Origin of the sequence: Heyndrickxia sp. MSNUG (genome assembly GCF_049532715.1) — a bacterium.
GTDB lineage: Bacteria > Bacillota > Bacilli > Bacillales > Cytobacillaceae > Mesobacillus.
In genome coordinates this window covers 1,500,710-1,525,645 of the sequence record NZ_CP150978.1, presented here as the reverse complement: position 1 = coordinate 1,525,645, position 24,936 = coordinate 1,500,710, and the positions used below count along the sequence as shown (strand labels likewise).

26 protein-coding genes are annotated in these 24,936 nt (G+C 39.9%); 5 read left to right on the top strand and 21 right to left on the bottom strand.

Features of this window, described 5'->3' with window-relative positions:
• Positions 1 to 98: 98 nt before the first annotated feature.
• The 3 genes from nhaC to AABM38_RS07450 form a co-directional block, all read right to left on the bottom strand.
• Positions 99 to 1,496 (bottom strand): Na+/H+ antiporter NhaC, encoded by a 1,398-nt coding sequence (nhaC, locus tag AABM38_RS07460; RefSeq protein ID WP_423409823.1) that lies wholly within the window; start codon positions 1,494 to 1,496, stop codon positions 99 to 101.
• Positions 1,497 to 1,927: 431 nt separating this feature from the next.
• Positions 1,928 to 2,938, bottom strand: a complete 1,011-nt coding sequence (locus AABM38_RS07455; protein ID WP_423409822.1) for an EAL domain-containing protein — start codon at positions 2,936 to 2,938, stop codon at positions 1,928 to 1,930.
• Positions 2,939 to 3,124: 186 nt separating this feature from the next.
• The gene (locus AABM38_RS07450; RefSeq protein ID WP_423409821.1) at positions 3,125 to 4,696 is read right to left on the bottom strand and encodes a peptide chain release factor 3; all 1,572 of its coding nucleotides are present in this window, start codon (positions 4,694 to 4,696) and stop codon (positions 3,125 to 3,127) included.
• Positions 4,697 to 4,847: 151 nt separating this feature from the next.
• On the opposite strand from AABM38_RS07450, the gene AABM38_RS07445 reads away from it, so the two are divergent.
• Positions 4,848 to 5,723 (top strand): metal-dependent hydrolase, encoded by an 876-nt coding sequence (locus tag AABM38_RS07445; RefSeq protein WP_423409820.1) that lies wholly within the window; start codon positions 4,848 to 4,850, stop codon positions 5,721 to 5,723.
• Positions 5,724 to 5,787: 64 nt separating this feature from the next.
• On the opposite strand, the gene AABM38_RS07440 is transcribed toward AABM38_RS07445, so the two are convergent.
• From AABM38_RS07440 to treP, 5 genes are all read right to left on the bottom strand, one after another.
• On the bottom strand, positions 5,788 to 6,000 hold the full coding sequence (locus AABM38_RS07440; protein WP_423409819.1) for a hypothetical protein: 213 nt from the start codon (positions 5,998 to 6,000) through the stop codon (positions 5,788 to 5,790).
• A 367-nt stretch (positions 6,001 to 6,367) separates the two neighbouring features.
• On the bottom strand, positions 6,368 to 7,555 hold the full coding sequence (locus tag AABM38_RS07435) for an alanyl-tRNA editing protein (RefSeq protein WP_423409818.1): 1,188 nt from the start codon (positions 7,553 to 7,555) through the stop codon (positions 6,368 to 6,370).
• Between the two features lie 179 nt (positions 7,556 to 7,734).
• Positions 7,735 to 8,145 (bottom strand): YugN family protein, encoded by a 411-nt coding sequence (locus AABM38_RS07430; RefSeq protein ID WP_423409817.1) that lies wholly within the window; start codon positions 8,143 to 8,145, stop codon positions 7,735 to 7,737.
• A 297-nt stretch (positions 8,146 to 8,442) separates the two neighbouring features.
• Complete coding sequence (gene treC, locus AABM38_RS07425; RefSeq protein ID WP_423409816.1) at positions 8,443 to 10,128, bottom strand: alpha,alpha-phosphotrehalase; 1,686 nt, start codon at positions 10,126 to 10,128, stop codon at positions 8,443 to 8,445.
• A 39-nt stretch (positions 10,129 to 10,167) separates the two neighbouring features.
• Complete coding sequence (treP, locus tag AABM38_RS07420; RefSeq protein WP_423409815.1) at positions 10,168 to 11,583, bottom strand: PTS system trehalose-specific EIIBC component; 1,416 nt, start codon at positions 11,581 to 11,583, stop codon at positions 10,168 to 10,170.
• Between the two features lie 302 nt (positions 11,584 to 11,885).
• Here treP and AABM38_RS07415 point away from each other — a divergent pair, with 302 nt between their 5' ends.
• Both AABM38_RS07415 and AABM38_RS07410 read left to right on the top strand, forming a co-directional pair.
• Positions 11,886 to 12,326: a YkvA family protein gene (locus tag AABM38_RS07415; RefSeq protein ID WP_423409814.1), complete on the top strand. Its 441-nt coding sequence runs from the start codon at positions 11,886 to 11,888 to the stop codon at positions 12,324 to 12,326.
• A gap of 208 nt (positions 12,327 to 12,534) precedes the next feature.
• Positions 12,535 to 12,789 carry a hypothetical protein gene (locus AABM38_RS07410; RefSeq protein WP_423409813.1) on the top strand — a complete coding sequence of 85 codons (255 nt, stop codon included), beginning with the start codon at positions 12,535 to 12,537 and terminating at the stop codon, positions 12,787 to 12,789.
• 120 nt (positions 12,790 to 12,909) lie between these two features.
• Here the strand turns inward: AABM38_RS07410 and AABM38_RS07405 are convergent, their stop codons facing one another.
• From AABM38_RS07405 to AABM38_RS07355, 11 genes are all read right to left on the bottom strand, one after another.
• A complete protein-coding gene (locus AABM38_RS07405) occupies positions 12,910 to 13,779 on the bottom strand; it encodes a carbohydrate ABC transporter permease (protein WP_423409812.1) in 870 nt (289 codons plus the stop codon).
• Positions 13,776 to 14,771: a carbohydrate ABC transporter permease gene (locus tag AABM38_RS07400; protein ID WP_423409811.1), complete on the bottom strand. Its 996-nt coding sequence runs from the start codon at positions 14,769 to 14,771 to the stop codon at positions 13,776 to 13,778. The genes AABM38_RS07405 and AABM38_RS07400 overlap by 4 nt, the downstream gene beginning before the upstream one ends.
• Before the next feature lie 363 nt (positions 14,772 to 15,134).
• A complete protein-coding gene (locus AABM38_RS07395; RefSeq protein WP_423409810.1) occupies positions 15,135 to 16,427 on the bottom strand; it encodes an ABC transporter substrate-binding protein in 1,293 nt (430 codons plus the stop codon).
• A gap of 108 nt (positions 16,428 to 16,535) precedes the next feature.
• Positions 16,536 to 17,150, bottom strand: a complete 615-nt coding sequence (locus AABM38_RS07390) for a hypothetical protein (protein ID WP_423409809.1) — start codon at positions 17,148 to 17,150, stop codon at positions 16,536 to 16,538.
• The gene (locus AABM38_RS07385; protein WP_423409808.1) at positions 17,134 to 17,661 is read right to left on the bottom strand and encodes an RNA polymerase sigma factor; all 528 of its coding nucleotides are present in this window, start codon (positions 17,659 to 17,661) and stop codon (positions 17,134 to 17,136) included. Before AABM38_RS07385 ends, AABM38_RS07390 begins: the two co-directional genes overlap by 17 nt.
• Positions 17,662 to 17,856: 195 nt before the next feature.
• The gene (locus AABM38_RS07380; protein ID WP_423409807.1) at positions 17,857 to 17,979 is read right to left on the bottom strand and encodes a YjcZ family sporulation protein; all 123 of its coding nucleotides are present in this window, start codon (positions 17,977 to 17,979) and stop codon (positions 17,857 to 17,859) included.
• A gap of 36 nt (positions 17,980 to 18,015) precedes the next feature.
• Entirely contained in the window at positions 18,016 to 18,114 is a 99-nt protein-coding gene (locus AABM38_RS07375; RefSeq protein ID WP_335376857.1) for a YjcZ family sporulation protein, read from the bottom strand.
• Positions 18,115 to 18,334: 220 nt separating this feature from the next.
• Entirely contained in the window at positions 18,335 to 18,703 is a 369-nt protein-coding gene (locus AABM38_RS07370; protein ID WP_423409806.1) for a hypothetical protein, read from the bottom strand.
• Positions 18,704 to 18,891: 188 nt separating this feature from the next.
• Positions 18,892 to 19,191 (bottom strand): metal-sulfur cluster assembly factor, encoded by a 300-nt coding sequence (locus AABM38_RS07365; protein WP_423409805.1) that lies wholly within the window; start codon positions 19,189 to 19,191, stop codon positions 18,892 to 18,894.
• 257 nt (positions 19,192 to 19,448) lie between these two features.
• Positions 19,449 to 20,921, bottom strand: a complete 1,473-nt coding sequence (locus AABM38_RS07360) for a UDP-N-acetylmuramoyl-L-alanyl-D-glutamate--2,6-diaminopimelate ligase (protein ID WP_423409804.1) — start codon at positions 20,919 to 20,921, stop codon at positions 19,449 to 19,451.
• A gap of 199 nt (positions 20,922 to 21,120) precedes the next feature.
• Positions 21,121 to 21,852, bottom strand: a complete 732-nt coding sequence (locus AABM38_RS07355; protein ID WP_423409803.1) for a protein-glutamine gamma-glutamyltransferase — start codon at positions 21,850 to 21,852, stop codon at positions 21,121 to 21,123.
• Positions 21,853 to 22,162: 310 nt separating this feature from the next.
• Between AABM38_RS07355 and AABM38_RS07350 the strand changes: the two genes are divergently transcribed.
• Both AABM38_RS07350 and AABM38_RS07345 read left to right on the top strand, forming a co-directional pair.
• Positions 22,163 to 22,402, top strand: a complete 240-nt coding sequence (locus AABM38_RS07350; protein WP_423409802.1) for a hypothetical protein — start codon at positions 22,163 to 22,165, stop codon at positions 22,400 to 22,402.
• Positions 22,403 to 22,649: 247 nt separating this feature from the next.
• Positions 22,650 to 23,069, top strand: a complete 420-nt coding sequence (locus AABM38_RS07345) for a pyridoxamine 5'-phosphate oxidase family protein (RefSeq protein WP_423409801.1) — start codon at positions 22,650 to 22,652, stop codon at positions 23,067 to 23,069.
• A 112-nt stretch (positions 23,070 to 23,181) separates the two neighbouring features.
• On the opposite strand, the gene AABM38_RS07340 is transcribed toward AABM38_RS07345, so the two are convergent.
• Entirely contained in the window at positions 23,182 to 23,748 is a 567-nt protein-coding gene (locus AABM38_RS07340; protein WP_423409800.1) for a M15 family metallopeptidase, read from the bottom strand.
• Positions 23,749 to 24,188: 440 nt separating this feature from the next.
• A complete protein-coding gene (locus AABM38_RS07335; protein ID WP_423409799.1) occupies positions 24,189 to 24,902 on the bottom strand; it encodes a GDSL-type esterase/lipase family protein in 714 nt (237 codons plus the stop codon).
• Positions 24,903 to 24,936 lie beyond the last annotated feature (34 nt).

Below are 24,936 nucleotides of genomic sequence, written 5' to 3'. Positions count from 1 at the left end.
AGTTACTTTTAAGATCTCCGAACCTGTTTTCTCTCTATTTACCATCGGATTCTCCCTCTCATCGAAACACTTGAAAATTGCACAAAAAAAACGGCAGCTTAGGCCACCGCTTTCCTTTCTAGTCTAGATACCGTCATGCCTGTAAAGCCAGCCGCCAACGTTAAAACCGGAGACAGCAAACAAAAGAACGCAAACGGCACATACTCTATTGTATTTACACCAAGCACTCCGCTAAGAAAGACCCCGCAAACACTCCATGGGACGAGTGGGTTGATGACCGTTCCTGCATCCTCTAGAACCCGTGACAGGTTTTTCGCCTGTAGTCCCGCTCTTTCGAAATGTCCTGCGAACGTGTTTCCTGTTAACAAAATGGAAAGGTATTGTTCGCCGATTATAAAATTTATCCCAATGGCAGACAATGCTGCTGAACCAATCAGGACAGGGACTTTCCTCAAACTCGCCGTGAGTCCCTGCAGTAAAGCAGGCAGAACGCCTAGTTTGAATAACAAGCCCCCCATACTCAGGGCTAGTAGTACGAGCGAGACAGAAAATAACATACTTTCAATTCCTCCACGAGACAACAGTGAATCGAGTTGTTCGTTACCACTCTGTGATTGGTAGCCTGAGTATAAAATACCCGGCAGCTTACCCCATTCAGATCTTTCCACCACCAGCAGGCTGATTGCCATTGCAGAAAAGGTTCCAGCCCCGAGTGTCAATATCGAAGATACCTTCTTTATAGCAAGTACACCGATTAGTATTAAAGGGATAAGAGAGTACCAGTGTACAAGATTCATGTCGGTAAGGGCCTTCTGCAAACCATTCAGTTTGCTGTAATCGGATGAGCCAATTTCCGGAGACATCCCGGCAAATAAAAGTAATGAGATAAAGAATGCTGGTACAGTAGTCCATGCCATATTTTTAATGTGATCGAATAAATCAACCTTGACTGTGGAAGATGCGAGTACAGTTGTATCTGAGAGCGGAGACATTTTATCTCCCAAAAAAGCTCCAGATACAACAGCACCTGCAGTGATGGCTGATGAAAAACCGAGCGTTTCACTTACTGCGATAAAAGCAACCCCAATGACAGCAGATGTAGTCAGAGAACTGCCAATACTTAAGCCAACGACTGATGTTACAAGGAAAACGATAGCATAAAACCATTTTCCAGAAACAAGCTCAAACGCCAGATATATTAATGTGGGAATGGTTCCAGCAGCAATCCAGCTGCTCACAAGCATGCCAATAAAGAAGAAAATCATGACCGCTCCTAGTCCTGCTTTTGCTCCTTCAATCATGCTGCTTTCGAGTTCAATAATTTTTACTTTCTTGAACAATCCGTAAACGATCAGAGCTCCAATTGCGAGCATGACCGGTATATGTGGTACTAGTTCTAACTTGATCATTCCATAACTTATACCTGACAATAAAAGCAGGATTACGGCAAAAGCTTCCGATGTTTTTAACGAGATTGCATGCTGGTGATTTAACATGTTGATTCCTCCAATTAGCTGAAATACAAATAGCTCCTTTTCGTCTAGGGACGAAGGAGCTCCGCGGTACCACCCTAATTGGCAAACAAACATGCCTGCCCACTTCATTAATAGTGCCATCAAATCGACAGCTGTATTTCAAATTTGCCACTGCCTGGATTTCCAGCAACCACCCAGTCTCTTTCTGCTGCCCATGACAATTCTACTTTTTTCTGCCAACACTATTTTTTATTACTTTTCCACTCAAACGCTTTTATGCATAAAAGCGTTGATGCATAATATCAATATAGTATTTTACTATTTAATTGTCAAGAAAAAATCTGCCTTTTTGAAAGACAGATTTCATTCATTCTTTATATTCTTATATCTAGCTTGCCTGATATTCGTCCATTCACACTCGTTTTTATCATTCTTAAAGCCGGCTTTTAAGATTACCTTACACCTGCTGCTGCGTATGATGTATGTAAGCTAGGCTTCCCAATATAAAATCCCTGTGCAAGATCGATGCCAATCTTTTGGCAATACTCCATTTCTTCCCTTCTTTCAATTCCTTCTGCAAGTACCGTAATATCAAGTTTATTTGCCAATTCTATGACTCTGGTTAAAAACTCTTGGTTCTCTGCAACCTCGTCGCAATAATGAATATACTGCCGATCGATTTTTACATAATCAGGGTTCAGCATCTCGAGGACTTCTAGGGTTGAAAAACCTGTTCCAACATCATCAAGGGCAACCTTCATGCCTTGCCTTTTATATGTATTCAAGACGTTCTTTAGGTGCTGGATATCTTCGATTTTTTCTGATTCGACTACTTCAAATACAAGATCATCCGGATTGATTTGATATTTTTCTACAAGTCTGAAAGTATGCTGCAGACAATATTCCGGATTATATATTGTTGATGGAAGAAAGTTAATGAAGCTTTTTATCCCTGCTGGCACTTTTTCTTTTTTTGCCTTAATCGCAGCTTCCCGCGCCCGTTTATCCAGCAAGGAAAGCAGACCTGCTTCATGAGCAGTTCCGAAAAGTTTTGCAGGAGGTACCTGTTCTGGTGATTCCGTTCTCAACAAAGACTCATATCCATAAAGCTGGCGGTCATTCTTTAGATTGATGATCGGCTGCAGGTAGCTTACAAGACTTCCATGATTGATCATTTCAACCGTGGCACGTTCCCGTACACGACTATATAAAGAATGGAGACTGATGTTCATTTTAGGAATAACATTCTTTTCTGAAATACCTGCCTCGACCTCTTTTTCCTCAAAAAGCCCGCACGCTTCCTTAAGCATTCTTTCCAATTCCTCAACCGAATGATAATTTTTTGTTAACCAGCCTTCATTAAATCTGCTGAATTTAGGATGATCCTTTTTACTCCGGATAAACAGATAACCTGTATCGTATAAATGAAATGGCAATCCGCATTGTATGCACTCATTTTTCATAATGAACCTCCAGCCTTAATATCTAGTCCAATTTAATTATAACAATAACACCATCCATATAGGAAAATTGAACCTGTTTTTAACAGGTGCTTTATTATATTTTTCTTAATTGGTACGTACGTAAGTTGTTATTGAAGGATTTGCCAATAGAAAAAGCCGGCTTTCTTCAAAGCCGGCTCAACACATTTATGCATCCATTGGATTATAAAGTTTTACTTCTGGATTCTTTTCCTGGAACCATCTTAATGCAAAGTCGTTTTCAAACAAGAAGGCTTTTTTATCAAAACGGTCGGTAACAAGAAGGCTTCTGGAGCTTGATAGGTTCTCGTTTACCTGGTCACCCTCGATCCAGCGAGCAATTTTGGAACCCTGCCTCTCCATCAATACTTCTACATTGTATTCATTGCGCATCCTTGCCTCGAATACTTCGAACTGAAGCTGGCCGACTGCACCAAGCAGATATTCATCTGTCTTCACTGTTTTAAACAGCTGGATTGCGCCTTCCTGTACAAGCTGCTGGATTCCTTTATGGAAGTGCTTTTGCTTCATGACGTTCTTAGCTGATACACGGACAAAAAGTTCAGGAGTAAATTGCGGAAGCTTTTCGTACTTGAATGCTTCCTTGCCAGAAACAATTGTATCGCCGATTTGGTATGTGCCTGGATCATATAAACCGATAATGTCACCGGCAACAGCTTCCTCTACTGTGCTTCTGTCATCAGCCATGAACTGTGTGGATTGCGCAAGCTTCATCGGCTTTCCCGTCCTGCTAAGCTGAACAGTCATGCCGCGTTCGAATTTCCCTGAACAAATACGCAGGAAGGCGATCCGGTCACGGTGGGCTGGGTTCATATTTGCCTGGATTTTAAAGATGAATCCAGAAAACTCATCTGAAAGAGGATCTATTTCGCCTGCAGTCGAATTTCTTGGCTGAGGCGTGGGCGCAAACTGTAGATAAGAATCAAGGAAAGTCTGAACACCAAAATTGGTAAGCGCACTTCCAAAGAATACCGGAGTCAAGTTTCCTTCAGCAATCCGCTCAGCGGAAAACTCATTTCCTGCTTCGTCAAGAAGCATGATCTCTTCAAGAGTTTGGTCATACAACGAAGATTCTTTTAGCTTATGCTCTCCTTCAATCTCACCATTGTCATTCAATGAAAGAAAACGGTCGTTTTCTTCTACACGGAATTGCTCAATCCTGTTATTGAAACGGTCATAAATTCCCAGGAATTCTTTTCCCATGCCGATTGGCCAGTTCATCGGATATGATTCAATTCCAAGAACCTCTTCCAATTCTGCTAGAAGCTCAAGTGGCATTTTCCCCTGGCGGTCAAGCTTGTTGATAAAGGTAAAAATCGGAATGCCCCTCATGCGGCAAACTTTAAATAATTTAAGGGTCTGATCTTCAATCCCTTTTGCAGAGTCTATGATCATCACGGCACTATCCACCGCAGTCAAAGTCCTGTAAGTATCCTCTGAAAAATCCTGGTGACCAGGAGTATCAAGAATATTCACCTTGAACCCGTCGTAATCAAATTGCATTACACTGGAGGTTACGGAAATACCACGCTGTTTCTCGATTTCCATCCAGTCACTCGTAGCAAATTTTCCAGTTTTCTTCGCTTTGACTGTTCCTGCATCTCTGATCGCACCGCCAAAGAGGAGCAATTTTTCCGTCAGAGTTGTTTTTCCCGCATCCGGGTGGGAAATAATCGCGAATGTTCTGCGCGATAATACTTCGTCTTTTAATTTTTTCATGATTTTTATGTTTCCTTTCTATTTAAAGGCAAATTTCCTCATAAAGTTAATCTTATCTTTCTGGCGGTAAGTTTGCAATCCTGCAATTACATATCAATACTTTTTAAAATATTCCCAAAAGCCTTATAATATAAGTTCGAGGAGGTGGACCATGGATTCAATTACTCATACATTATTCGGTTTAGCTATTTATGGCTCCATTGATAAAAAAGACATGGGAAAATCCAAAAAAAGAGCTTACCTGCTGACTGCGCTCGGTGCCAGCCAGATTCCCGATATCGATGTGGTTTCAAGATTTTGGGATAGCGAAGGCCTCTACCAGATGTGGCACCGCGGCATTACTCATTCCTTGTTCCTGACTCCAATATGGGCTGCACTATTTATTTTACTATCTTACCTTTTATTTAACGTAAAAGATCTAAAATTATTTTTCCTTGGGTGGCTGGCAGTATTGATCCATGACACGAGTGATTTATTCAATGCCTGGGGAACAGGTTATCTAGAGCCATTTTCCAGTATTAGAATATCATTTGGTACCATTCCAATCATCGATTTTGTTTTCTTGTCAATTATCGGTGTCGCGTTTATCGCATCCAGGATAAATAAAATGAAAAGCTCTTATTATTTTAAATTCGCATGGGCTTTCATTGTCCTGCACGTGATTGTCCAGAGTGTCCAGGGCTGGATTATCTACAACCAATATGAAAACGAATATGATCAAATTGCCCTTTCGGCTGATTTCATTCCATGGACTTATAACGTTATCACTAAAAACGATAGTAAAGTAGCGATTTTCCAGGATAATCTTTTCTCTGATAAAAAACTTCAGTATGAACTTACCTCCGCTGAGAATGCCAATCTGAATAACTTATTTAAGGAAAGACCAGAAGCCCGCACCCTCTATGAATGGTCACCATTTGTCGTCATTGTCGATGATGGTGAAAAATTAGGCGTCTATGACCCTAGATTCTATCGCAATGGACAATCATTTTTATTCGAATACATTGACCGCACACAAAACAATTAAACGATTTGCTGAAAGAATAAAAGGAGCAGCCTCAACTCATGAGGGCTGCTCCTTAAATTTATATTTACATATTGGCTTGGATATCATCCATCATCTCATCAATAGTGTCGGTAATTTCGCTTGTCTTTGTGGCAATGGCGATTGTAAACTCCAACAATTCCTTGTATTTTTCTACAGAAATCATCGAATTCACTTTCTCATATTCATTCATTTTCAAACCGAGATTTTGCAGGATCATAATGGCTTCTTCAATAGATCCTTTTTCAATTTCAAACATTCTGATTCCCCCTATTTCTCTGGTTGAATTCCATTATGAGGGAGTTAAACCTATTTTTAAATGGTAAAACTTTCATCTTTATCCATTACAACTGTAAAAAATAGGTTAAAAGTCTGGTTATTAATCAATATTCTCTTTAATTAATCAATAATTCAATTTAAAGGTTAATAAACGCTTCTAATGAACCAGGCTCATATTCCTAAAATTTGTAATAAAACATTCGAAAACTTGTGTGTGACATTGTATTCTTTCTTCAGTTCCACTACTGTCATTGCTCGCTTTTCAAGGATGGTTCGGAATCTCACGCTCTCGGTTTCACTTAACATGGTGCCATATCAAAAATAGGCTCTATCCTTATGGAAAAATCTTAATCATTGTACATTTCAACGATCTGCTTCATAAAATCCTCTCCTGACAACAGCTTGTCACCGCCGCCCTGAGAAAATGAATCATTTCCTCCACCTTTGCCGTTGATAAGCGACATTGCCTTACCCGCCAATTCCTTCATATTCCCCTGTGCCGTCTTCCCGCGTGCAAAGACAAATTGCAGCTTGTCTTCATTTTCAGCAACAAAAAGGAATGTTTTGGAGTCTGCCATCGATATCAGCAATCTTGCCAGCTTTTGAAGCTCCTGAATACTCCTGTTTTGAAACACCCTGCTGAACAAGTCCAGGCTGCTCTGCTCAATTATTTCTGAAGCTTCATATGTTAAAAGTCTTTCCTGCGACTCTTCAACTGCCTTCTCAAGGTCTTTCCGGTTTTCAAGCATTTTCTGTACAGCTCCTGCCATCTCTTGCTCAGGAGCATTCAATAAGGATGTAAGCTGCTGGAGGATGGTGTGTTTCTTCTCAAGCTGCAGGAGCACACGATTTCCGCAAACGAACTCAACACGGACTTTCTTCTTTTGCCTTTCCCAGCCTAATATTTTCAATGAGGCTACCTGGCCAGTACTGCTTGGATGCGTACCGCCGCAGCCATTAATATCAAATTCCGGGATGATGACGAGCCTGATATTCTCTGAAACAGAAAGCTCTTTTCTTAGTTGATATTGATTCAATTCATCTTTATTTACCCATTTAGTGACAATAGGACGGTTTTCAAGGATGACCTTGTTCGCCAGCATTTCTACAGCAGACGCTTCTTCACTTGAAAGATTGTCAGTAGCCAAGTCAATCGTCAGCGTTTCTTTGCCGAGATGGAAGCTGACTGTTTTATATTGATATAACTCCTCAAAAGCTGCTGATAAAATATGCTGGCCAGAGTGCTGCTGCATATGAACAAAACGCCGCTCCCAATCAATACATCCTTCCACAGCAGCACATTCACCTAAAGGTTCTGCTAAGTAATGGCGTATTTCCCCTTCGACTTCCTCGACATCAATAACCGCTACTCCATTTATACTGCCAGTATCAAACGGCTGCCCCCCTCCTGTCGGATAAAAGGCTGTTTGTGATAATACAGCATATAAACGTCCAGATTCATCATTGCCCTGCTTGATTAACTCTGCCGTAAAACTTTTAAGATAAGAATCTTTGTAATACAATTTCTCATCCATTGCACACTTCACGCTCCGATTTCAAACTTTGATAACAAGTATAGCATTTTTTTAATCTTTCTAGGTGCAGGAGCAAACGCATAGTCTAGGGCATTTTGGATATTCAAAAAAATCATGCTTATTCGGAAAAGAAAAAAAGCAGCATCCATTTTCCAGGATAGCTGCCTTTTGTAGTTCATTTATTTTATTTCAAGAGCTTCTTCCGCCTTGCTGACCAAAGATCTTCCTCGTTCTACATATTCATCTGGGAAAGGAGCATCCTTGTCGGCAGGCTCCTTAAACTGGTTGAAGGAGCCTGAGAGAGCTCCAACATTCCCTTCGTCATCTACTTCTGTTTCAAACTGATGATCCAGCATGAATGGTGTCCCAAGCTGAACGAGTGTACCAGCTTCATCTAATGAACCTCCTGTTGACTGAAAGGGAATTCGGACGTATTGCTGGTCGCCATGATCATCATTTATTTTATAATCAAAATAAGCATGGTCATATTCCCAATTGCCATTTATCGTAAAGCCAATTGGCTCCAATTTTTGCTTCAATTCTCCAACAGAAAGCTCTTTTCCTTCTAAATTAGATTGAATTTGTATCATATCACAGACCTCATTTCGTATAGGATTGGTATATTTGTTTTTTCCACTCCTATACGACCCTCAAACATGTAATAGCACACTGTGAAAATGACAACTTCATATTCTTTTTATACATTCACTACGAAATCAGAGATAATCACTACGCTTTCGATTGGATTCACTACGGTTTTTGCTTCATTCGCTACGGTTTTAATAAGAATCACTACGAAATAACGGATAATCACTACTTTTTCCATCTAGTGGAAAATTTATGACCAAACGAAAAAAACTGTGGAGACACAAAGGCCTCCACATATCTTATTTCATTAAATGGTAAACAATCGATTCATATGGCCGGAGACTTAGCCTTGAAATATCCTTGCTGGAATCATCATAGTTCGAGAGTAATATTTCAGCGCTATAACCTTCAAGATTTACTGTTTCCGGAAGTTCAAACACAGTTTCTTTTCCGTAAAAATTATTCACGACAAGTAGTTTTTCACTCTGTCCATTCCGGACATACGCAAATATTTGTGGGTGGTCTTCTAGAATCACTTCGTAATCGCCATCCGTAATAATATCGTATTGCTTTCTAAGCTTAATCAGTTTTTTGTAATGATAAAACACTGAATCTTTGTCAGCCAGTGCATTTTTGACATTTATCGTCTGGTAATTCTTAGCCACATTAATCCATGGAGTTCCTTTTGTAAAACCTGCATGTTCTTCTCCATTCCATTGGACAGGTGTCCGTGAGTTGTCACGTGACTTACTTTGCAGGATTTTCAGTATTTCTTCCTCAGGCATGCCTTCTGTGAGCTTAATTTTATACATATTTAAAGACTCGACATCACGATAATCTTCGATTTTATCATAATAAGGATTCGTCATCCCGATTTCTTCGCCCTGGTAAATATAAGGTGTACCTTGCATCATATGGACAGCAGTTGCCAGCATTTTGGAAGATTGACGATGGTACTCACCATCATTTCCGTATCGTGATACAATCCTAGGCTGGTCATGGTTGCACCAGAATAATGCATTCCAGCCACCGCCTTTATGCATTTCTGACTGCCATAACGATAATATCCGTTTCAAGGCGAGGAAATCAAAATCAACAAGCGACCATTTATCCCCATTCAAGTAATCAACTTTTAAATGGTGAAAGTTGAAGGTCATGCTCAATTCATTACGATCCGGATTTGAGTATTTAATACAGTTCTCGATCGTTGTCGAAGACATTTCGCCAACCGTCATGCTGTCATACTTCGAGAAAACCTCACGATTCATTTCCTGCAAATACTGATGGATTTTAGGGCCGTCCGTGTAAAATTCACGCCCGTCACCCGGCGGCACTGACCCATCATCATCCGGGAAATCCTGGTCTTTAGAAATAAGGTTGATGACATCAAGCCTGAACCCATCGACGCCTTTTTCAAACCAATAGTGCATCATCTCGTACAGATTATTGCGCAGCTGTTCATTCTCCCAGTTCAAATCCGCCTGGGTCACATCGAAAAGGTGAAGGTAGTATTGACCTGTTTCTTCGTCATACGCCCATGCATTCCCTCCAAACTTGGATTCCCAGTTTGTCGGTGCGCTTCCATCTTCTTTTGGATCCTTCCATATATAAAAATCCCGGTATGGACTATCCTTTGACTTTCGGGCATCCTGGAACCAATCATGCTCTGTTGATGAGTGGTTCACCACTATATCCATAATCAGCTTGATGCCTCGCTGATGAGCCTCTTCAAGCAGCCGGTCGAAGTCTTCCATTGTGCCGTATTCTTCATAAATCTTATAATAGTCACTTATATCGTAGCCGTTATCTCGCTGCGGAGAATCATAAATTGGTGTAAGCCATATTACATCTACACCCAGTTCTTTCAAATAATCAAGCTTGGCGATGATCCCCTGAAGGTCGCCCGTTCCATTTCCCGCTGTGTCATAAAAACTCTTTGGATAAATTTGATAGACTACAGCCTTCTTCCACCATGGTTCAGTCATTGAAACAATCCACCTCCGTCAGGATTAACTCTCTAGCAATTAAGCTTCTTTTTTCTGTTTCGCCTTAGCCATTATGAATGTCAGTACGAAAGGAACTACAAGCGCGATTCCCATACCAATGAAGAATACTCCCCAATATTCTGTGAAAATGGATAAGAATGCCGGCAGGCCTCCTACACCTATAGAAGGTGCCTGAACACCGCGAAGAGTAATGACGATTCCGGCGATTGCTGAGCCGATGATTGCAGCGATAAATGGATATTTATAGCGCAGGTTTACCCCAAACATCGCTGGTTCAGTAATTCCGAGCCATGCTGAAATAGCTGATGTTAATGATAAGCCTTTAAGTTTTTCATTGTTTTTGTCTGCGAACATCATCGCGAATGCGGCAGAACCCTGGGCTATATTAGATAGTGCCACCATTGGCCACAAGAAAGTGCCTCCAATTGTGCCGATCAATTGTAAATCAACTGCCAGGAATGTATGGTGCATCCCTGTGATGACGAGTGGTGCATAAAGCCCTCCGTAGATTAAACCGCCGATTGCCGGAACAGCGTCAAAAATTCCTACGACCGCACTGGTGATGCCGTTACCAATCATAAATGTAATCGGTCCAATTACGATGAAAGAAAGGAAACCAGTTACCAATAACGAGATGGGAGCAACTGTAAGCAATTGGAAGGCATCAGGGATGCGTTTTTTCAGGAATATCTCCATCTTTGCAAGTACATAAGAAGCAAGCAAAACAGGCAATACCTGGCCTTGATAGCCGACTTTTTCAACTGTTAAACCGAATAGGTTCCATGTCGGAATCTTTCCTTCCTGCTGAGCTGCACCGTATCCCCATGCATTCAGTAAGTCCGGATGAACAAGCATTAAGCCTAAAACAATCCCAAGCAGCGGGTTTCCGCCAAATTTATTGACTGCACTCCAGCCGATCAAGCCTGGCAGAAATACAAATGCTGTATTTGCGATTAAGTTAATAATACTGGCAAAATCAGCCCAATTTGTATAGACATCAATAAGGGCCTTCCCTTCGAAAAAGATATCCTTACCAGTAAGAATATTGTTAATTCCCATTAACAAACCAGCTGTGACGATTGCTGGCAAAATCGGAATGAAAATATCCGCAAGTGTTTTAATCGCTCTCTGCAATGGATTTAGGTTTTGTTCAGCAGCATCTTTAATTTCCTGTTTTGTCGCTGTACCAATGCCAGTGATTTCTACCATTTCGTTATATACTTTGTCTACCAGCCCCTGGCCGATTACAACCTGATATTGTCCATTGGCTGAGAATGAACCTTTTACAAGATCAATGTTTTCGAGTTTTTCTTTATCTACCTTGCCTTCGTCTTTCAAGGCAAAACGCAGCCTTGTTACACAATGTGTTGCGGCAGCAATATTTTCTTTGCCGCCCACAGCTTCAACAATCTGCTCAACAGCTTGACGATTCATACTTCTCTCCTCCTGTTACCGTTTTCATTTATTACCTAAAAAATGATGCTCGAAAGAAAACTTGTATATACATGTTTTTGATTACGTTTTCATTTTACTTGTATATACATGATTCGTCAACCATTTTAACTCATCCTATAAAATTCCCTTAATGACCGTATTAAAACGGATCTCATTCTATTTTTAGTTCTGTTAAATACTATTCGGAAAATTTTCTAATTGCTGGCGATGTTTTGACAAATAGTTAATAAGGGTAAAAATAGTAGTAATAACTTTCAGCACGTCCAGGAAGGGTGTTAATCATGCTAGGCACAAAAAAAATAGAAGAAGGATATAAAAAGTTTGAAAAAAAAGCTAAAGAATACGTAAAACGACCAGAAAAAACGGATGTTCTCATTAAAGATGCAACTAAAAAAGCTGATGATAAAAAAGGTTCCCTTACAGAAATATGGGACAACCTGCAACTCCTTTTTGAATTAGTCAGTGCATGGCGCAAAGGTGAATATAGAAAAATTCCTACTGCTTCAATTGTTACAATCATTGCCTCAATCATCTATTTCGTCTCACCGATTGATTTGATGCCTGATTTCTTGGTAGGATTGGGGATTGTTGATGATGCGGCAGTCATCGGATTTGTCCTAAAACAAATCACTGCAGACTTGGAAAAATTTAAAATTTGGAAGGAAACTAATAAGGGGGAGAATGTGATAACCGAGAAAGATCTGCCACAGCATAGCTTATAAAACGGTTACGTCCAGACGATCTGGGCGTATTTTTTTATTGGGAAAATTCCCTGCACCCCTTTTTTACTACAGCGGCCCTGAGAATAATAAAGATTTTGTCCTATTCTAAAATTCATATTTAATCCGTACTTTAAAGTAATAGTAAATTTTTTACAAAGTAAGTTTTCGCAATGATTCGTATTATCTATTTAAAAAAGGGGGAAGGAAAATGCAAAAGTTAATGATGATGACGTTTGTCCTGCTGCTAATTTTCTCTGGATCTGTAATTGCCTCTCCTTCACAGAAAGACTCAATTTCACAGGTTAAAAACATTAACACCCAAAAAGCAGAAACAGTCCAGCAAGAAGGTGTTGCGAACCCGGATGGCTACTTATGCTGGCGATGCACAAGTTATGCATATTATGACGGTTATAGAGTTTGCGTATCAGGCGTTTGGCTGACTAATTGTCCAGTTTCTAATTAATGGTTGCAGTTAACTTTCTTAAGATTTTAAGCGCGTTTTCAGGCTCTGCCTCAAAATCATAAAATGGATAGTCCTAAAAAAAGGATGCTGCACAGTTTAAAGTGCAGCATCCTTTTGTTATTAACCTTTAGTTCCTGATGCAAGATTTGATCCTTCAATAAAGTATCTCTGGAAAAAGAAGAATAATAGAACCACCGGCAACAGAACTGTTACCGACATAGCCATCAAGTAATGCCATTGTGTCTGGACAGTTCCTTTAAAGGTTTGAAGTCCGATTTGAAGTGTATACATACTTTCATCGTTAATATAAAGCAATGGTCCTAACAGGTCATTCCATGCACCGTTAAATGAAAAAATCGCAACGGTAATAAGTGCCGGTTTAGTTAACGGAAGCATGATATGCCACCAAATTTGCAAATGACCTGCTCCGTCGAGTACAGCAGCCTCGATTAACTCATTGGGTATCCCCATCATGAACTGTCGAAGAAGGAAGATGAAGAAGGCACTGCCAAGGAAAGCCGGAACAATTAGTGGCAGATACGTATTCACCCAACCAAGTTTTGAAAAGAGAATATATTGTGGAACCATTGTCACAAAACCTGGGATCAGCATCGTTGAAAGAACAATGACAAAAAGTGTATTTCTCCCTTTAAACTTGATCTTTGCAAAAGCATATGCGACAAGAGAGTTTACAAACACGCTGCCTATCGTCCCGATTGCGGCGATGAATAATGTGTTCATTGCCCAGCGAGTGAATGGAGCAGTCTGCCACGCTTCAATATAATTGCTAAAATTAAATTCTTTTGGAAGAAAAGTCGGTGGATACTGGGCAATTTCGGCTGGAGATTTAAGTGAAGTAGAAATCATCCACCATAAAGGCATCAAAATCAGTGTGCTTCCCCCAATGAGCAGCAGCGTGACAAAAGTGAGCTTCATATTCTCTTTAAACTTCTTAGTTTCGTAGAATCTAGGTGCTGTCGCTGCACTCATTTTCCATCTCCCCCTTCATAATGTACCCAGCGTTTTCCTAGTTTCATATTTACTACGGTTAAAATCATTACAATAATGAACAGGAGCCATGCCATCGCAGATGCATAACCCATGTTAAAGACTTCAAACGCGTTGTTCCACATATGCAAATTATAGAATAAGAGTGAGTTCCCTGGTCCGCCGCTTCCATTTTCAGTCATGACGTATGCTTCCTGGAAAATCTGAAATGATCCAATTGTACTCGTGATGACATCAAAAAAGATAATTGGTGAGATCATCGGCAGGGTAATATGGAAGAATTTCTGCCAAGAAGTAGCTCCTTCAATATCAGCCGCTTCATACATCTGTGGCGAAACTCCCTGCAAACTCGCAAGATATAAGAGCATTCCTCCACCTACACTCCACATTTTCATCAATAACAAGGCTGGCTTTGTCCATTCAGGATCGAACAGCCATGCCGGACCATCAATCCCAACCCACCCCAGCATCGTATTTACTAAACCTGTAGAAGGGCTTAACAGCTGCATCCAAAGGAAGTATACTGCTACCCCGGATAACACCGCAGGAAGGTAATAGATTGTCCTGAAAATCCTCATGCCTTTTACCTTCTGGTTTAAAAGAACACCAAGCAAAATAGCACCTGCAGTCGTCAATGGAACCGAAAAAATCACATAATAAAGAGTATTATAAAGAGAAGTGCGGAAAAGATCATCCATTGTAAACATGCGTTTGAAATTTTCAAATCCAACAAAGTTCATTTTTGATGTAATATTATAATCTGTAAAACTTGCAGCCAAACTGAATAATAACGGCCCTAATGTTAACCCGATAAAACCAATGATCCAGGGAGCTATAAATAAATAGCCAGCAAGATTGTCTTTTGCCTGTCTGCTAAGACCTTTCTTTTTTGTTACTGCCGCTTTTGCTTTAGTTTCATACAGTACTTTCCCACCAGCTTCTGTTTGTGCCAATGTTGTATCAGAAGACTTCATACCTTCCCAGACCCCCTCGAATGCTAATTATCAGAAAATATATATCATTTCAAAAATAAAAATCCTTATTAAAAGGCTCTGTTAAATAAGGCTGTTGATTTTCGTTCCAGGCGCTTCGCTTTCTGCGGGGCTGGCGCTGAGCCTCCTCGTCGCTTCGCTCCTGCGGGGTCTCACCTGTCCAGCTGCGCCCGCAGGACATTGAATAGCTTCCTCGAGCCTGCTCACGCACGATGGAAATGCGTTAGCATTTTCGAAGGAGTCTGCGCGCCTTCCACTCCAATCAACAGGTTTTAAAAATCAACATTCAGCTTTAACAGAGCCTATTAAAAAGAGAAGGGCATCGCCTTCTCTTTTCTTATTCATCTATTTCTTCATCTTTTCTACATCTTTTTCCGCTTTCTCCAATGCTTTTTCAGGAGAAATTTTACCTAAAAGAGCATTATCGATTTGCGGGTTGATTCGGCTATGGTAGTCAGGATACTCAACTGGTACCGGGAACATTTTTGTTTGTTTTAGATTTTCAACAGTAGCTTCATAGACTGTTTTGTCCGGACCCTTCAGTTCGGATATAGTTGCTTCCGCGGCTTCTTTGTTAGCAACATTGTCATAGTTTTTAACAGCCCAATACTTTTGTGCGTCAGCACCCGTTAAATATTTAATGAAATCCATTGCTTCCTTCGGATGCTTTGCCCCTTTAGGAACTTCTGCAACGAAACCGCCGCCTTCTGCCCAGTTTCCAGTACCTTCCTGGTAAGCAGGAATTGGAGCGACTCCAAATTCGACGTTCTGTCCATAATCTCTTAGCTGTGTATAGAATGTTCCTACATCAACCCACATCGCAACTTTTTCAGCGATAAACGGATTTGCCTGCTCACTGCCGAACTCTGCCTGGAAAGCTTGAACTGTATTCTCTCCCAGACGCTCTTTCCATCCAAGAATCCATTCAAGTGCTTCGACTTTCTTTGGCGTATTAATCGCCAATTCACCATTATCAATAAATCCTTTACCATTGTCAGCGTTTGTCATCCAGCTAGAAGCTCCAGCACTTCCCCATAATGGATAAAAACCGATGCGCTCGTAATGATCACCTTTTTTTACATCTAATTTTTCCGCATATTCTTCTAGCTCTTCCCACGTAGCTGGGGGCTTGTTTGGATCCAATCCCGCTTCCTTGAATGCTTTCTTGTTATAGAAAAGCAGTCGTGTATCTGTATTGAAAGGAACAGCATAAGCTTTGCCCTTATATTCAACTGTTTCCCATAAATGCGGATAAAATTGCTGTTTGAATGAATCATCCATATATTTGCTTAAATCTTCTACCTGCTTGTTCTCAGCACGCTGGGAAACAGTATTAATGTCATTGATGATGACATCTGCAGGATTTCCAGCTGCAACAGATGCAAGGTTTTTAGTCCAGATATCTCCCCATGGCAGGAATGTATGTTTGACAAAAACCTTATCTTGGGATTGATTGTAATCATCGATGATTTTTTCAATGATTGGCCTGCGTGTTTCTGAACCCCAAAATGTCCAGAAATTGACGACGACCTTTCCATCCTTTGTTTTTTCTGCCTCTGCCTTTTGTTCTCCTGAACATCCTGCAAGCAGACCAATTAATAAAAATGGTACAAGAATTAATGCCAGACCCCTCTTCATGATTCTCCCCCTGTATATTCAAGTTGAAATATTAAATACAAGCTAACTACTACCCTTTCTTAAACATTGATAAACATTTTAGAAGCTAAACAAAATAAAAAACAGGTTCTAAAATCGAACCCGTTTTTCAATATCTTCTATTGTTTTAATAATCACGCCAGCTTGTCCTGTTTCGATTTTAAATACCTGTTCACTCTTCAGTTCCTTAAGGTATACCTGTCTTTCATTGACCCAGAGCTTACATTCTGCTGGCTCCCTGCCTTCGAAAACAATTAAAAAATCATATATTTTTTTCCCGGTTGGCGCATTTGGTTGTGCTGTCATTCTAGTCAGGGCCTTGTTAATGTTTCCCATCCAATTCTCGTCGTCTAAAATGGTTATTCCTGGCCTGGTCAAATTTGTTTGAAGGGTAAAATAATCCGGATCGGACTTATTTAAATAAGTTCTTACCACTTTGCCTGCTGCAAAATGATCCGCAGGTTTCATCGAGGATTGCTGGCTATTTGATGGGGTGATAATTTGCATATACAGGAAAGCAGAACTGATCAGGAGCATGGTAAACGTTAAGATGGAAACCGTCCAACTTCTAAAAAACTGCTGAAACTCCTTTTTCGGCCTCCCATTGTCCAATATATTATGATAAGTTTTACGCTTTTGAGTATCAGACCTTGGTATGTGGTTAAGACTCCTGAAGCTATCTTCAAGTTCAAATGATTTCTTCAATTAATTCGCCTCTCCTCATTAACTCTTTTTTTAATGCGGACATTGCCCGGGATGTTGTGATTTTCACTTTATTCTCACTCCAGCCAAGTATTAAAGCAGTTTCTCTAATTGAAAACTCCTTAATTTTCCTTAAGATCAATACTTCCTGATAACTTAGCTTCAAAGATTTAATCGCTTTGTACAAGAGAGACGTCTTCTCCCCTTTGACGATGATTTCAATTGGTGAGGGCTGGCTGGCCTGTATTGAAAACTTGTCCAGCGAAAAAAAACGCAGCCTGTTTACCCTTCTTAAATAGTCAATTGCAACATTTCTGGCAATTTTCACTAACCAGGTAAACATTTGTGAATCTCCATTGAACTGATCAAAGTGCTTGTACACTTTTAAAAATGTTTCCTGAGTCAAATCCTCAGCAATTTCTTTTTTTCCAGTCAGCAATAGGAGATAACCATATACCTTATCACTGTACTCCTCGTATACTTGTTGGAAAAGACTACTGTATTGATCGCTCAAATTTCTCCCCCCTTTGTCCAAACAGTTAGACGAATGAGCGCGAAAAAAGAATCACTATTTTCAGAATTTTTTTACTTTATTTTAAAATAACAGGTTGCGTATTTTTTTCCATCATCCTTATTGACTAACTTGACTTTGCGGTTACACTTTAAAAGCAAAAAAGTGCTTGATCATCTCAAGCACTTTCCTGTTTGCTTAAAAACAGAAAGAACATCCAACAATAATTAAAAGGATAAACAGAACAACAACTAACACAAAACCGCTGCCGTATCCTGCTCCTCCATAACCGTAACCACCGTATCCGCAGCCACCGTACATAATATGACCTCCTTTATGCAATAAATTATTCAATTTTTAGTAACCGAAACCCCAAGACGCTCCGATTATGATTAAAAGAATGAACAAAACTACTAGCAAAGCGAAACCGCCGCCAAATCCGCATGCATCACCCATCGTAACAACCTCCTTTTTTTATGTCCCTATATCCTATTCAGGCATAGACATTTGTGCAATTAATCGCCCGAAAAAAATTAGCCCATATTCTATTCATCAAATGGAGCTTATTATTAACCCGTAAATTCAAGGATTCAAGAGATCAATCATATCGAAAATGAAATATCTATACGAAAAGAACATAAAAAAAAGAGCCAATTTGGCTCCTTTCCACTTCACCCTACCCAATCAGCTGCTCATGATTTCTAGAAGATTCATTCATGAACTCGTATGTAATTAGTGGTTCAACCGGAATTTCCAGCCACCTTGAAACACCGCTCTGGGTAACCTTCTCCATGTATACCGGTTTACAATCTTCAAGCAGGCACAATCTTAATGTTTCAAAGCCATTTAGTGCCATGACTGTTTGTTCGATTTCTTTCTTTTCTTCAGGTGTTGCGAGCACACTTTCTTTTTTCGGCTCCAGCAGGACAACAATCAACTCTTTGCGCATCTGCTTTTCCAGTTCCATCCTCGCAAATGCCAATTTTTTTAATGTCCTGTTCAACTTCCATATGCTGATGCCAGCAATTCTTTTTAAGATCATCATGATGCCTCCAATACTTACCCAACTCTTATTCTAAAAGATAATTCGTTAAAAGGTCAAAATATATTGGGGTATGGAAACAATTCCTCTTATTTCTCTGTAATTGGCTATTCACTCTTTTGGATCAATACTTACGAAAACAGCCAATCAATGCTTGCTAATCCGCAAGCCTTATAGGCTGAAACATCCTTCTATAAGTCCAGCATATACTTCGCGTATCTAGACATCCGTTCTTTTGTCCATTTTGGAGCAGACACCATTTTTATTTCAATCTTATCATAATTGCCAATACGTTCAGCCAAATGTTCACGGGCAGACAGCGCAATATAATCGGCCAGCAGGCAATCCTCATTCCTCGTAGTCATGACGATTTCCACATCATCATCGTCCTTGACACAAACCTCATAAACCAGGCCAAGGTTCACAATATCCACTCCAAGCGTTGGTTCTTCCACTTCTTCGAGCAGTTTATAAATTTCATTTTTATTCATATTGAGATACCTCCTCCCGGTTATAAGGGATGTGTTGTTATCTTACTTTTATCTTAAAAGACGCAAGTGAAAAATAGGAGTGACGCACTTCACATTTCATATTATTGTCAATTAATGAAGAATAATTTGTGTCTTTTCTCCAGAAAGAGTTTAATTTCTTGGCATGTCAAAATTTCTTTTTCGATAAAGTTTCTTTAAAAACACCATCTATTGCTAAACAAAAAACCAGGCCGAGTGTAACTCAGCCTGGTTAAATTTTAGCCAATGACCTTTTCTTTACTATTCATTTTTTGCAGATAAAATAGTGTCTCTTTATCGGATGATGCAGGAAGTTCGTAATCTGATTTGTATTTTTCAGGACCTTTTCCTGTGATTAGAATCCATTCACCATTTTTGGCATTTTCCCAGGCCAGCTGGATTGCCAAAGTTCTGTCGGGAATAATCAGACCTTTATTGCTGCCAAATTTATCATTGAGTTTTTTCAGTTCATTAAGCATTTCCTCTGGAGGAACACCATTCAGATCATCAAAAGTCAAAATAAATTCGTCGCTTAGCATGGCTGACGCCTTTACCATAGGTTCTCTTTTACTTTTGTCCCTATCTCCCCGAAAGCCAAAAATATGCTTAATTTTCGCTGCTTTATGTTCCTTTGCAGCCTGTAGACAATACTCAATTGCATCCTCTGTATGGGCATAATCGACAATGAAGGTTGCCCCCTCTGGGTGTGAGATCATTTCGAATCGGCCAGGCACGCCAGGGAATGATTTAAGCGCAGCGATAATTACCTCAGGGTTGATGCCTATTTTAACAGCGGTTAAAAAAGCCATTGCAGCGTTATAAACATTATGCAGGCCAGGTGATGGGAAAGTAACTGCATAAACGGTTTCACCAAGTTTTATATCAAATTTAGTTTGTCCATTCAAGGTTATGTCTTGTATTTTCAGGTCATTGCCCTCGTCATAGCCAATCGAATAAACAGGAACTTCTTTAACTGCAAGCAAGTGAGTCAGTTTGTCTCCCCATTCGCTTAATCTGCTTACAATACCCGCACCATTAGGTTTCATGTAATTGTACATAAGCGTCTTTGCTTCAAAATAATCTTCTATTGTTGGATGGTAATCAAGATGGTCGTGCGATAGATTTGTGAATAGTCCATAATCCATTTCTAACCCTTCAATGCGGTATTGCTTAAGAGCATGGGAAGAAACCTCAAGGACAACAAATTCATCATTGCTTTTAGCAATCAATTCCTGAATCTGCAGTGCGTCAGGCGTAGTATTTGAAGGTTTGTACACTTCGTCGTTTATCATATAAGAAACAGTTCCTAATAAAGAGCAGCTTTTACCTGCATGTTCAAGAATGTGTTTCACTATATATGCTACGGTTGTTTTTCCGTTTGTTCCGGTAATCCCGATTACTGTGTGCTTCCTCGATGGATGGTTATAAAACACACTGGCCGCCCTGCCTAGTGCGAGCCTGCTGTCTTTTACCTGTACATAAGGAACTGCAAGATCCAACTCAATTTCCCCAATAACGGCAGATGCCCCTTTTCTCAGTGCCTCTTCTATGAATTGGTGGCCATCTATTTGAAAGCCAGTGATCGCGACAAAGAGGTCTCCTGGCTTTACCTTACGCGAATCCATTTGGATTCCTGACAGATCTGGATCAACTTCATTTCTCATTTTTTTTATACAGCCGTCGAGGGCTTCAAGCACCATCGATAATCTCATTTCCAAAACTCCCTTTTTAACATGCCCATAAATTCCTCAAATGGAATGTAGAAATGTATATATTATGTCTCTTTTTTTATTCCCCCAATATTTAAAACTATGCCTTCTAAATTCTACTTGATTTTGATTTAAGAAAAATGAGGAATTTGAAATAGCAAAAAAGACCAGCACAAAGCCAGTCTTTAACACATAATTGGGATTATTTGCTTGAAAACTGGGACAAATACTTAAAATTCAAACGGCTATGTTGCTGGAGCATATAAGCTGAAATTACAGCACCTTCCTTGCGTAGTGTATTAAGAGCTTTAACCATTTCATCTGAAGTTCCAATTCCTACTCCGTGACCAAAATATAAATCATTGCCAAGATAAACAGCATTCTCTCCTCGCCAAATTGGCTTATCAAAATCCGGATTCATAAAGTACACTACATCTCCTGGGATAAACTCATTGCCCTCGAGCGTTATGATTGCCAGATCTGAATCATAATTCCAATTCCAGACAAGCAATCCGCCAAATAAATGATTAAAATCAGCCAACCTTATTGAATCCAATACAGCTTTATAAAAAATGACCACCATTGCCGTTGAACATTCAAATCCATATTCCTGGCCATTTGAATAGATATCATTAATTGCGGTGGAGGGCAGCACATTAGGTTTTAAAAGATAGCCACTGGGGACCCTGGTCCAGTATATTGGATTGAATTTTGAATAGGTAAATGAAGTAAAAGCGACACCACTGTCTTTTAGCTTCATGGCAGATTCAACGATATTCTCACGAAGCCTTATTTCAAATAGGAGCTGACTGGTGGTTTCATACTCAAACATGGTCAAGTTTCTGTCCAGGTATTCATATATCTCTTTTTGTTTTCCAGATAAACTCTGGAGCTTCTGGCTGCCGAGAGCATCTGGAAACCTAATAATTATCATCACTCTCCCCCTCCATATTCCGTTAATTAGACTCGCATAATTAACTATATGAAGGATGCATAGCTATAAGACTTTGATCTGCTTCCCTGAGTAGTGAAAGTACGGTTCTTGGTTTGGAAAAACACGTTTAGAATAGTCTTAATTCCACACTAGTTTCAGATCTAGACAAGAGGGTAATTTTATATTATCTAGAAAGAGCAATATTTAGGGCCGCTTATTCATCGAGAACGTTCCTGAGAACGCGGTGCCCCCGAGAGAAAGTTAACAGTAAAGAATAATCCATCAAAAACTAATTAATGAGGTGGTAATAATGGAAAAGGACAATAAAAAAACAGTGCCTGTTGATAATACACAAAACATGGACAATCCCGAGCAATATGAAACAACAAAAAAAAGTCTCCATGATCGATTCGAAAGCGAATTAACGGTGGATCCCATTCCGATGGAAGATCTTAAACAGGAGAAGAAAGAAGAAAAGGATGGGCATCATACAAAGGACTCATCTTCAAGCGAGAAAAAGTTCAACGTTGATTATGATAATGATTTATAAAATGATGCCCTGTTTTAACAGGGCTTTTTTTATGTGTAGATTCTGTTAAACGTGAATCTTGTTTTTTATAACCTGTTGATTGTAGTGGAAGGCGCGTAGACTCCTGCGGGCTCAGCGCCAGCCCCGCGGAAAGCGAAGCGCCTCGAACGAAAATCAACAGCCTTGTAACAGAGCCAATGTGTAAAAAAGGGTTTAACTTCTTCATTATCGAGAATATTAAAACCATTACCTTGAAGGAGGAATCATTATGGACAATCAAATATTAAAAGACAGGATTTTAAAAGTTCTTGGTGAGTCAAAGGTCGGCTCGATGGCAACTGTGGAAGGGAATAAACCTCACTCTCGCTACATGACTTTTTTTAATGAGGATCTGACCCTTTACACACCTACCAGCAAGGAAACATATAAAGCAGAGGAAATTGAAAAGAATCCTCATGTTCATATCCTGCTCGGTTACGAAGGGGACGGGATGGGCGATGCCTACATTGAAGTGCAAGGTAAAGCATCTATAAGAGAAGAACAGAATCTGAAGGATAAATTTTGGAACGAAAAAATGGAAAAGTGGATTAAAAACCCACAAGATCCTAATTTTATTATTTTAGAAATAAAGGCAGATACGATCAGATTGATGAACGATAATGGTGAACCTGAAACCCTGAGCCTCTGACAACTTACCTTTGAGAAGATGGCATGGATCCATCTCCTTTGCTGATAAATCACATATCATTTAAAAAAAGAAGGGCCTCACTTTTTCTAGTGATGTCCCTTTCTTTGAGAATTTATTTCTGTGAGGCTGTGAGTGAGTCTTCCGGAGGACGTTTCCCCCTCTTCAAATCATTGATGGACAGTCCGAATCGCATCTCTAAATGTGGATAATCCTTAAAATGGGTCCAGTCCCCGCCCCATTCAAAGCCCAGATCCTTCGCTATCGCTACGACCTCCAACCAATCAGATTGCGCATTACCATTGCCATCATATGCTGTATCCCAGATGGCTTTTCCTTCCGGGGTCAGCAAGGCAAAGTCAATTGCCAATCCAAAATTATGAAATGACTCTCCGCCTTTGGCATGTGTAACGATTGAACCATCCGCAGACCTGCCTTTTTCATATAAGTTATCCTGATCCTGAACACTTCGGAAACCATCCGTGACGATCACCCTTATTCCTTTATCAGCTGCCTTCTGGATCAGTGTTTCTTTATTTTGTTGTACGGTTGGATGCAATTCCTGTGGAAGAGGGACATTTTCATTGATACCTGGGTTAATTAGAAATTGATAATATAACAGAAGTGCCATCATTATTAATATGAAAGAAATGAACGCACTTCCGAGTAGTTTAATTTTCACGTTTTGCTTCCTTTCACTTAATCTCTTCTATTATTATATAACGAATTACATCTATAAATTGTTTCAAAGAAAAACCTGGCAAAATATTTGCCAGGTCAGACTGTAGACAAAGTCGATGACACTCGAACTTGTCTACAGTTTTTATTTTGACTGGTTCGAAAATGGGGCTGTTGATTTCCGTTCCAGGCGCTTCGCTTTCCGCGGGGCGTCAGGTGAGCCTCCTCGTCGCTTTGCTCCTTCGGGGTCTCACCTTGGCCGCTAATCCCGCAGGACATTGATTTACTTCCTCGAACCTTCCCACGCACGATGGAAATGCATTAGCATTTTCGGAGGAGTCTTCGCGCCTGGAACGAAGGTCAACAGGTTTTGAATAAATTATGGGTGAACTATATCTTTGTCGACAAACTGACTGGCAAAGCATTTGCCAGTAAGGTGAGTTATTAATTAAAATCGTATTTCTCCAGAATTCGATTTGCTATCAGTTTGTAGCCTTTGTCATTCAGGTGGAGTGAATCGCTGAAATAGCTCTTCTTTTCCTTACCTTTAAACAAATCATTTGTAGGGATATACAAGATTTCTTCTTCCTTTTGAACAACATGAATAATATCTTTGTTCCAATCATCTAAAATGGCTTCTATTTGCTCCGAGTCCGGGTACGGGTTATAGAGTCCTAATAGCAGGATTGGTGCATCTTCATTTCTTTCTTTTAGAATGTTGATAATTGCCTTCAAGTTTTGGAGATACACTTCCTTGCCTTTATCAATCTCCTCTTGCTTGGGATTTTTAAGGTTCCCTCCATTGCTGTTAAGTAAATCATTGGTTCCTATAAACAGGATAAAGTAATCTGCATCGTCGAGCTTGCTGCTTACACTAATATCTGAGAATTGTTTTAGGATCCCGGAGGATTCAAGCCCATATATAGCTTCATTGGTAAAATCAAAATCCTCTTTATTTTGTTCATTTAATTTTTTATCCAGTGTATCGATATATCCAGAACCTTTTTCATCACCGAAGCCGTATGTCAGTGAATCACCAAATGCTACTACCTTCTTTTCTCCTGGGTCCTTCATTTCTCTTTTATCATAAATTGAAAATGCAGCCAGAATCGCTAAAAGTGTAACCAGGAATAATATAAACGCTGTCTTTTTCCTCATGATGTTATCCTTTCTCTTTTCATTTCCACCTTTT

Coding starts and splice junctions, on each gene's coding strand:
- nhaC (WP_423409823.1), bottom strand. CDS start 1,496: ATGTTAAATCACCAGCATGCAATCTCGTTAAAAACATCGGAAGCTTTT.
- AABM38_RS07455 (WP_423409822.1), bottom strand. CDS start 2,938: ATGAAAAATGAGTGCATACAATGCGGATTGCCATTTCATTTATACGAT.
- AABM38_RS07450 (WP_423409821.1), bottom strand. CDS start 4,696: ATGAAAAAATTAAAAGACGAAGTATTATCGCGCAGAACATTCGCGATT.
- AABM38_RS07445 (WP_423409820.1), top strand. CDS start 4,848: ATGGATTCAATTACTCATACATTATTCGGTTTAGCTATTTATGGCTCC.
- AABM38_RS07440 (WP_423409819.1), bottom strand. CDS start 6,000: ATGTTTGAAATTGAAAAAGGATCTATTGAAGAAGCCATTATGATCCTG.
- AABM38_RS07435 (WP_423409818.1), bottom strand. CDS start 7,555: ATGGATGAGAAATTGTATTACAAAGATTCTTATCTTAAAAGTTTTACG.
- AABM38_RS07430 (WP_423409817.1), bottom strand. CDS start 8,145: ATGATACAAATTCAATCTAATTTAGAAGGAAAAGAGCTTTCTGTTGGA.
- treC (WP_423409816.1), bottom strand. CDS start 10,128: ATGACTGAACCATGGTGGAAGAAGGCTGTAGTCTATCAAATTTATCCA.
- treP (WP_423409815.1), bottom strand. CDS start 11,583: ATGAATCGTCAAGCTGTTGAGCAGATTGTTGAAGCTGTGGGCGGCAAA.
- AABM38_RS07415 (WP_423409814.1), top strand. CDS start 11,886: ATGCTAGGCACAAAAAAAATAGAAGAAGGATATAAAAAGTTTGAAAAA.
- AABM38_RS07410 (WP_423409813.1), top strand. CDS start 12,535: ATGCAAAAGTTAATGATGATGACGTTTGTCCTGCTGCTAATTTTCTCT.
- AABM38_RS07405 (WP_423409812.1), bottom strand. CDS start 13,779: ATGAGTGCAGCGACAGCACCTAGATTCTACGAAACTAAGAAGTTTAAA.
- AABM38_RS07400 (WP_423409811.1), bottom strand. CDS start 14,771: ATGAAGTCTTCTGATACAACATTGGCACAAACAGAAGCTGGTGGGAAA.
- AABM38_RS07395 (WP_423409810.1), bottom strand. CDS start 16,427: ATGAAGAGGGGTCTGGCATTAATTCTTGTACCATTTTTATTAATTGGT.
- AABM38_RS07380 (WP_423409807.1), bottom strand. CDS start 17,979: ATGTACGGTGGCTGCGGATACGGTGGTTACGGTTATGGAGGAGCAGGA.
- AABM38_RS07375 (WP_335376857.1), bottom strand. CDS start 18,114: ATGGGTGATGCATGCGGATTTGGCGGCGGTTTCGCTTTGCTAGTAGTT.
- AABM38_RS07370 (WP_423409806.1), bottom strand. CDS start 18,703: ATGATGATCTTAAAAAGAATTGCTGGCATCAGCATATGGAAGTTGAAC.
- AABM38_RS07365 (WP_423409805.1), bottom strand. CDS start 19,191: ATGAATAAAAATGAAATTTATAAACTGCTCGAAGAAGTGGAAGAACCA.
- AABM38_RS07360 (WP_423409804.1), bottom strand. CDS start 20,921: ATGAGATTATCGATGGTGCTTGAAGCCCTCGACGGCTGTATAAAAAAA.
- AABM38_RS07355 (WP_423409803.1), bottom strand. CDS start 21,852: ATGATAATTATTAGGTTTCCAGATGCTCTCGGCAGCCAGAAGCTCCAG.
- AABM38_RS07350 (WP_423409802.1), top strand. CDS start 22,163: ATGGAAAAGGACAATAAAAAAACAGTGCCTGTTGATAATACACAAAAC.
- AABM38_RS07345 (WP_423409801.1), top strand. CDS start 22,650: ATGGACAATCAAATATTAAAAGACAGGATTTTAAAAGTTCTTGGTGAG.
- AABM38_RS07335 (WP_423409799.1), bottom strand. CDS start 24,902: ATGAGGAAAAAGACAGCGTTTATATTATTCCTGGTTACACTTTTAGCG.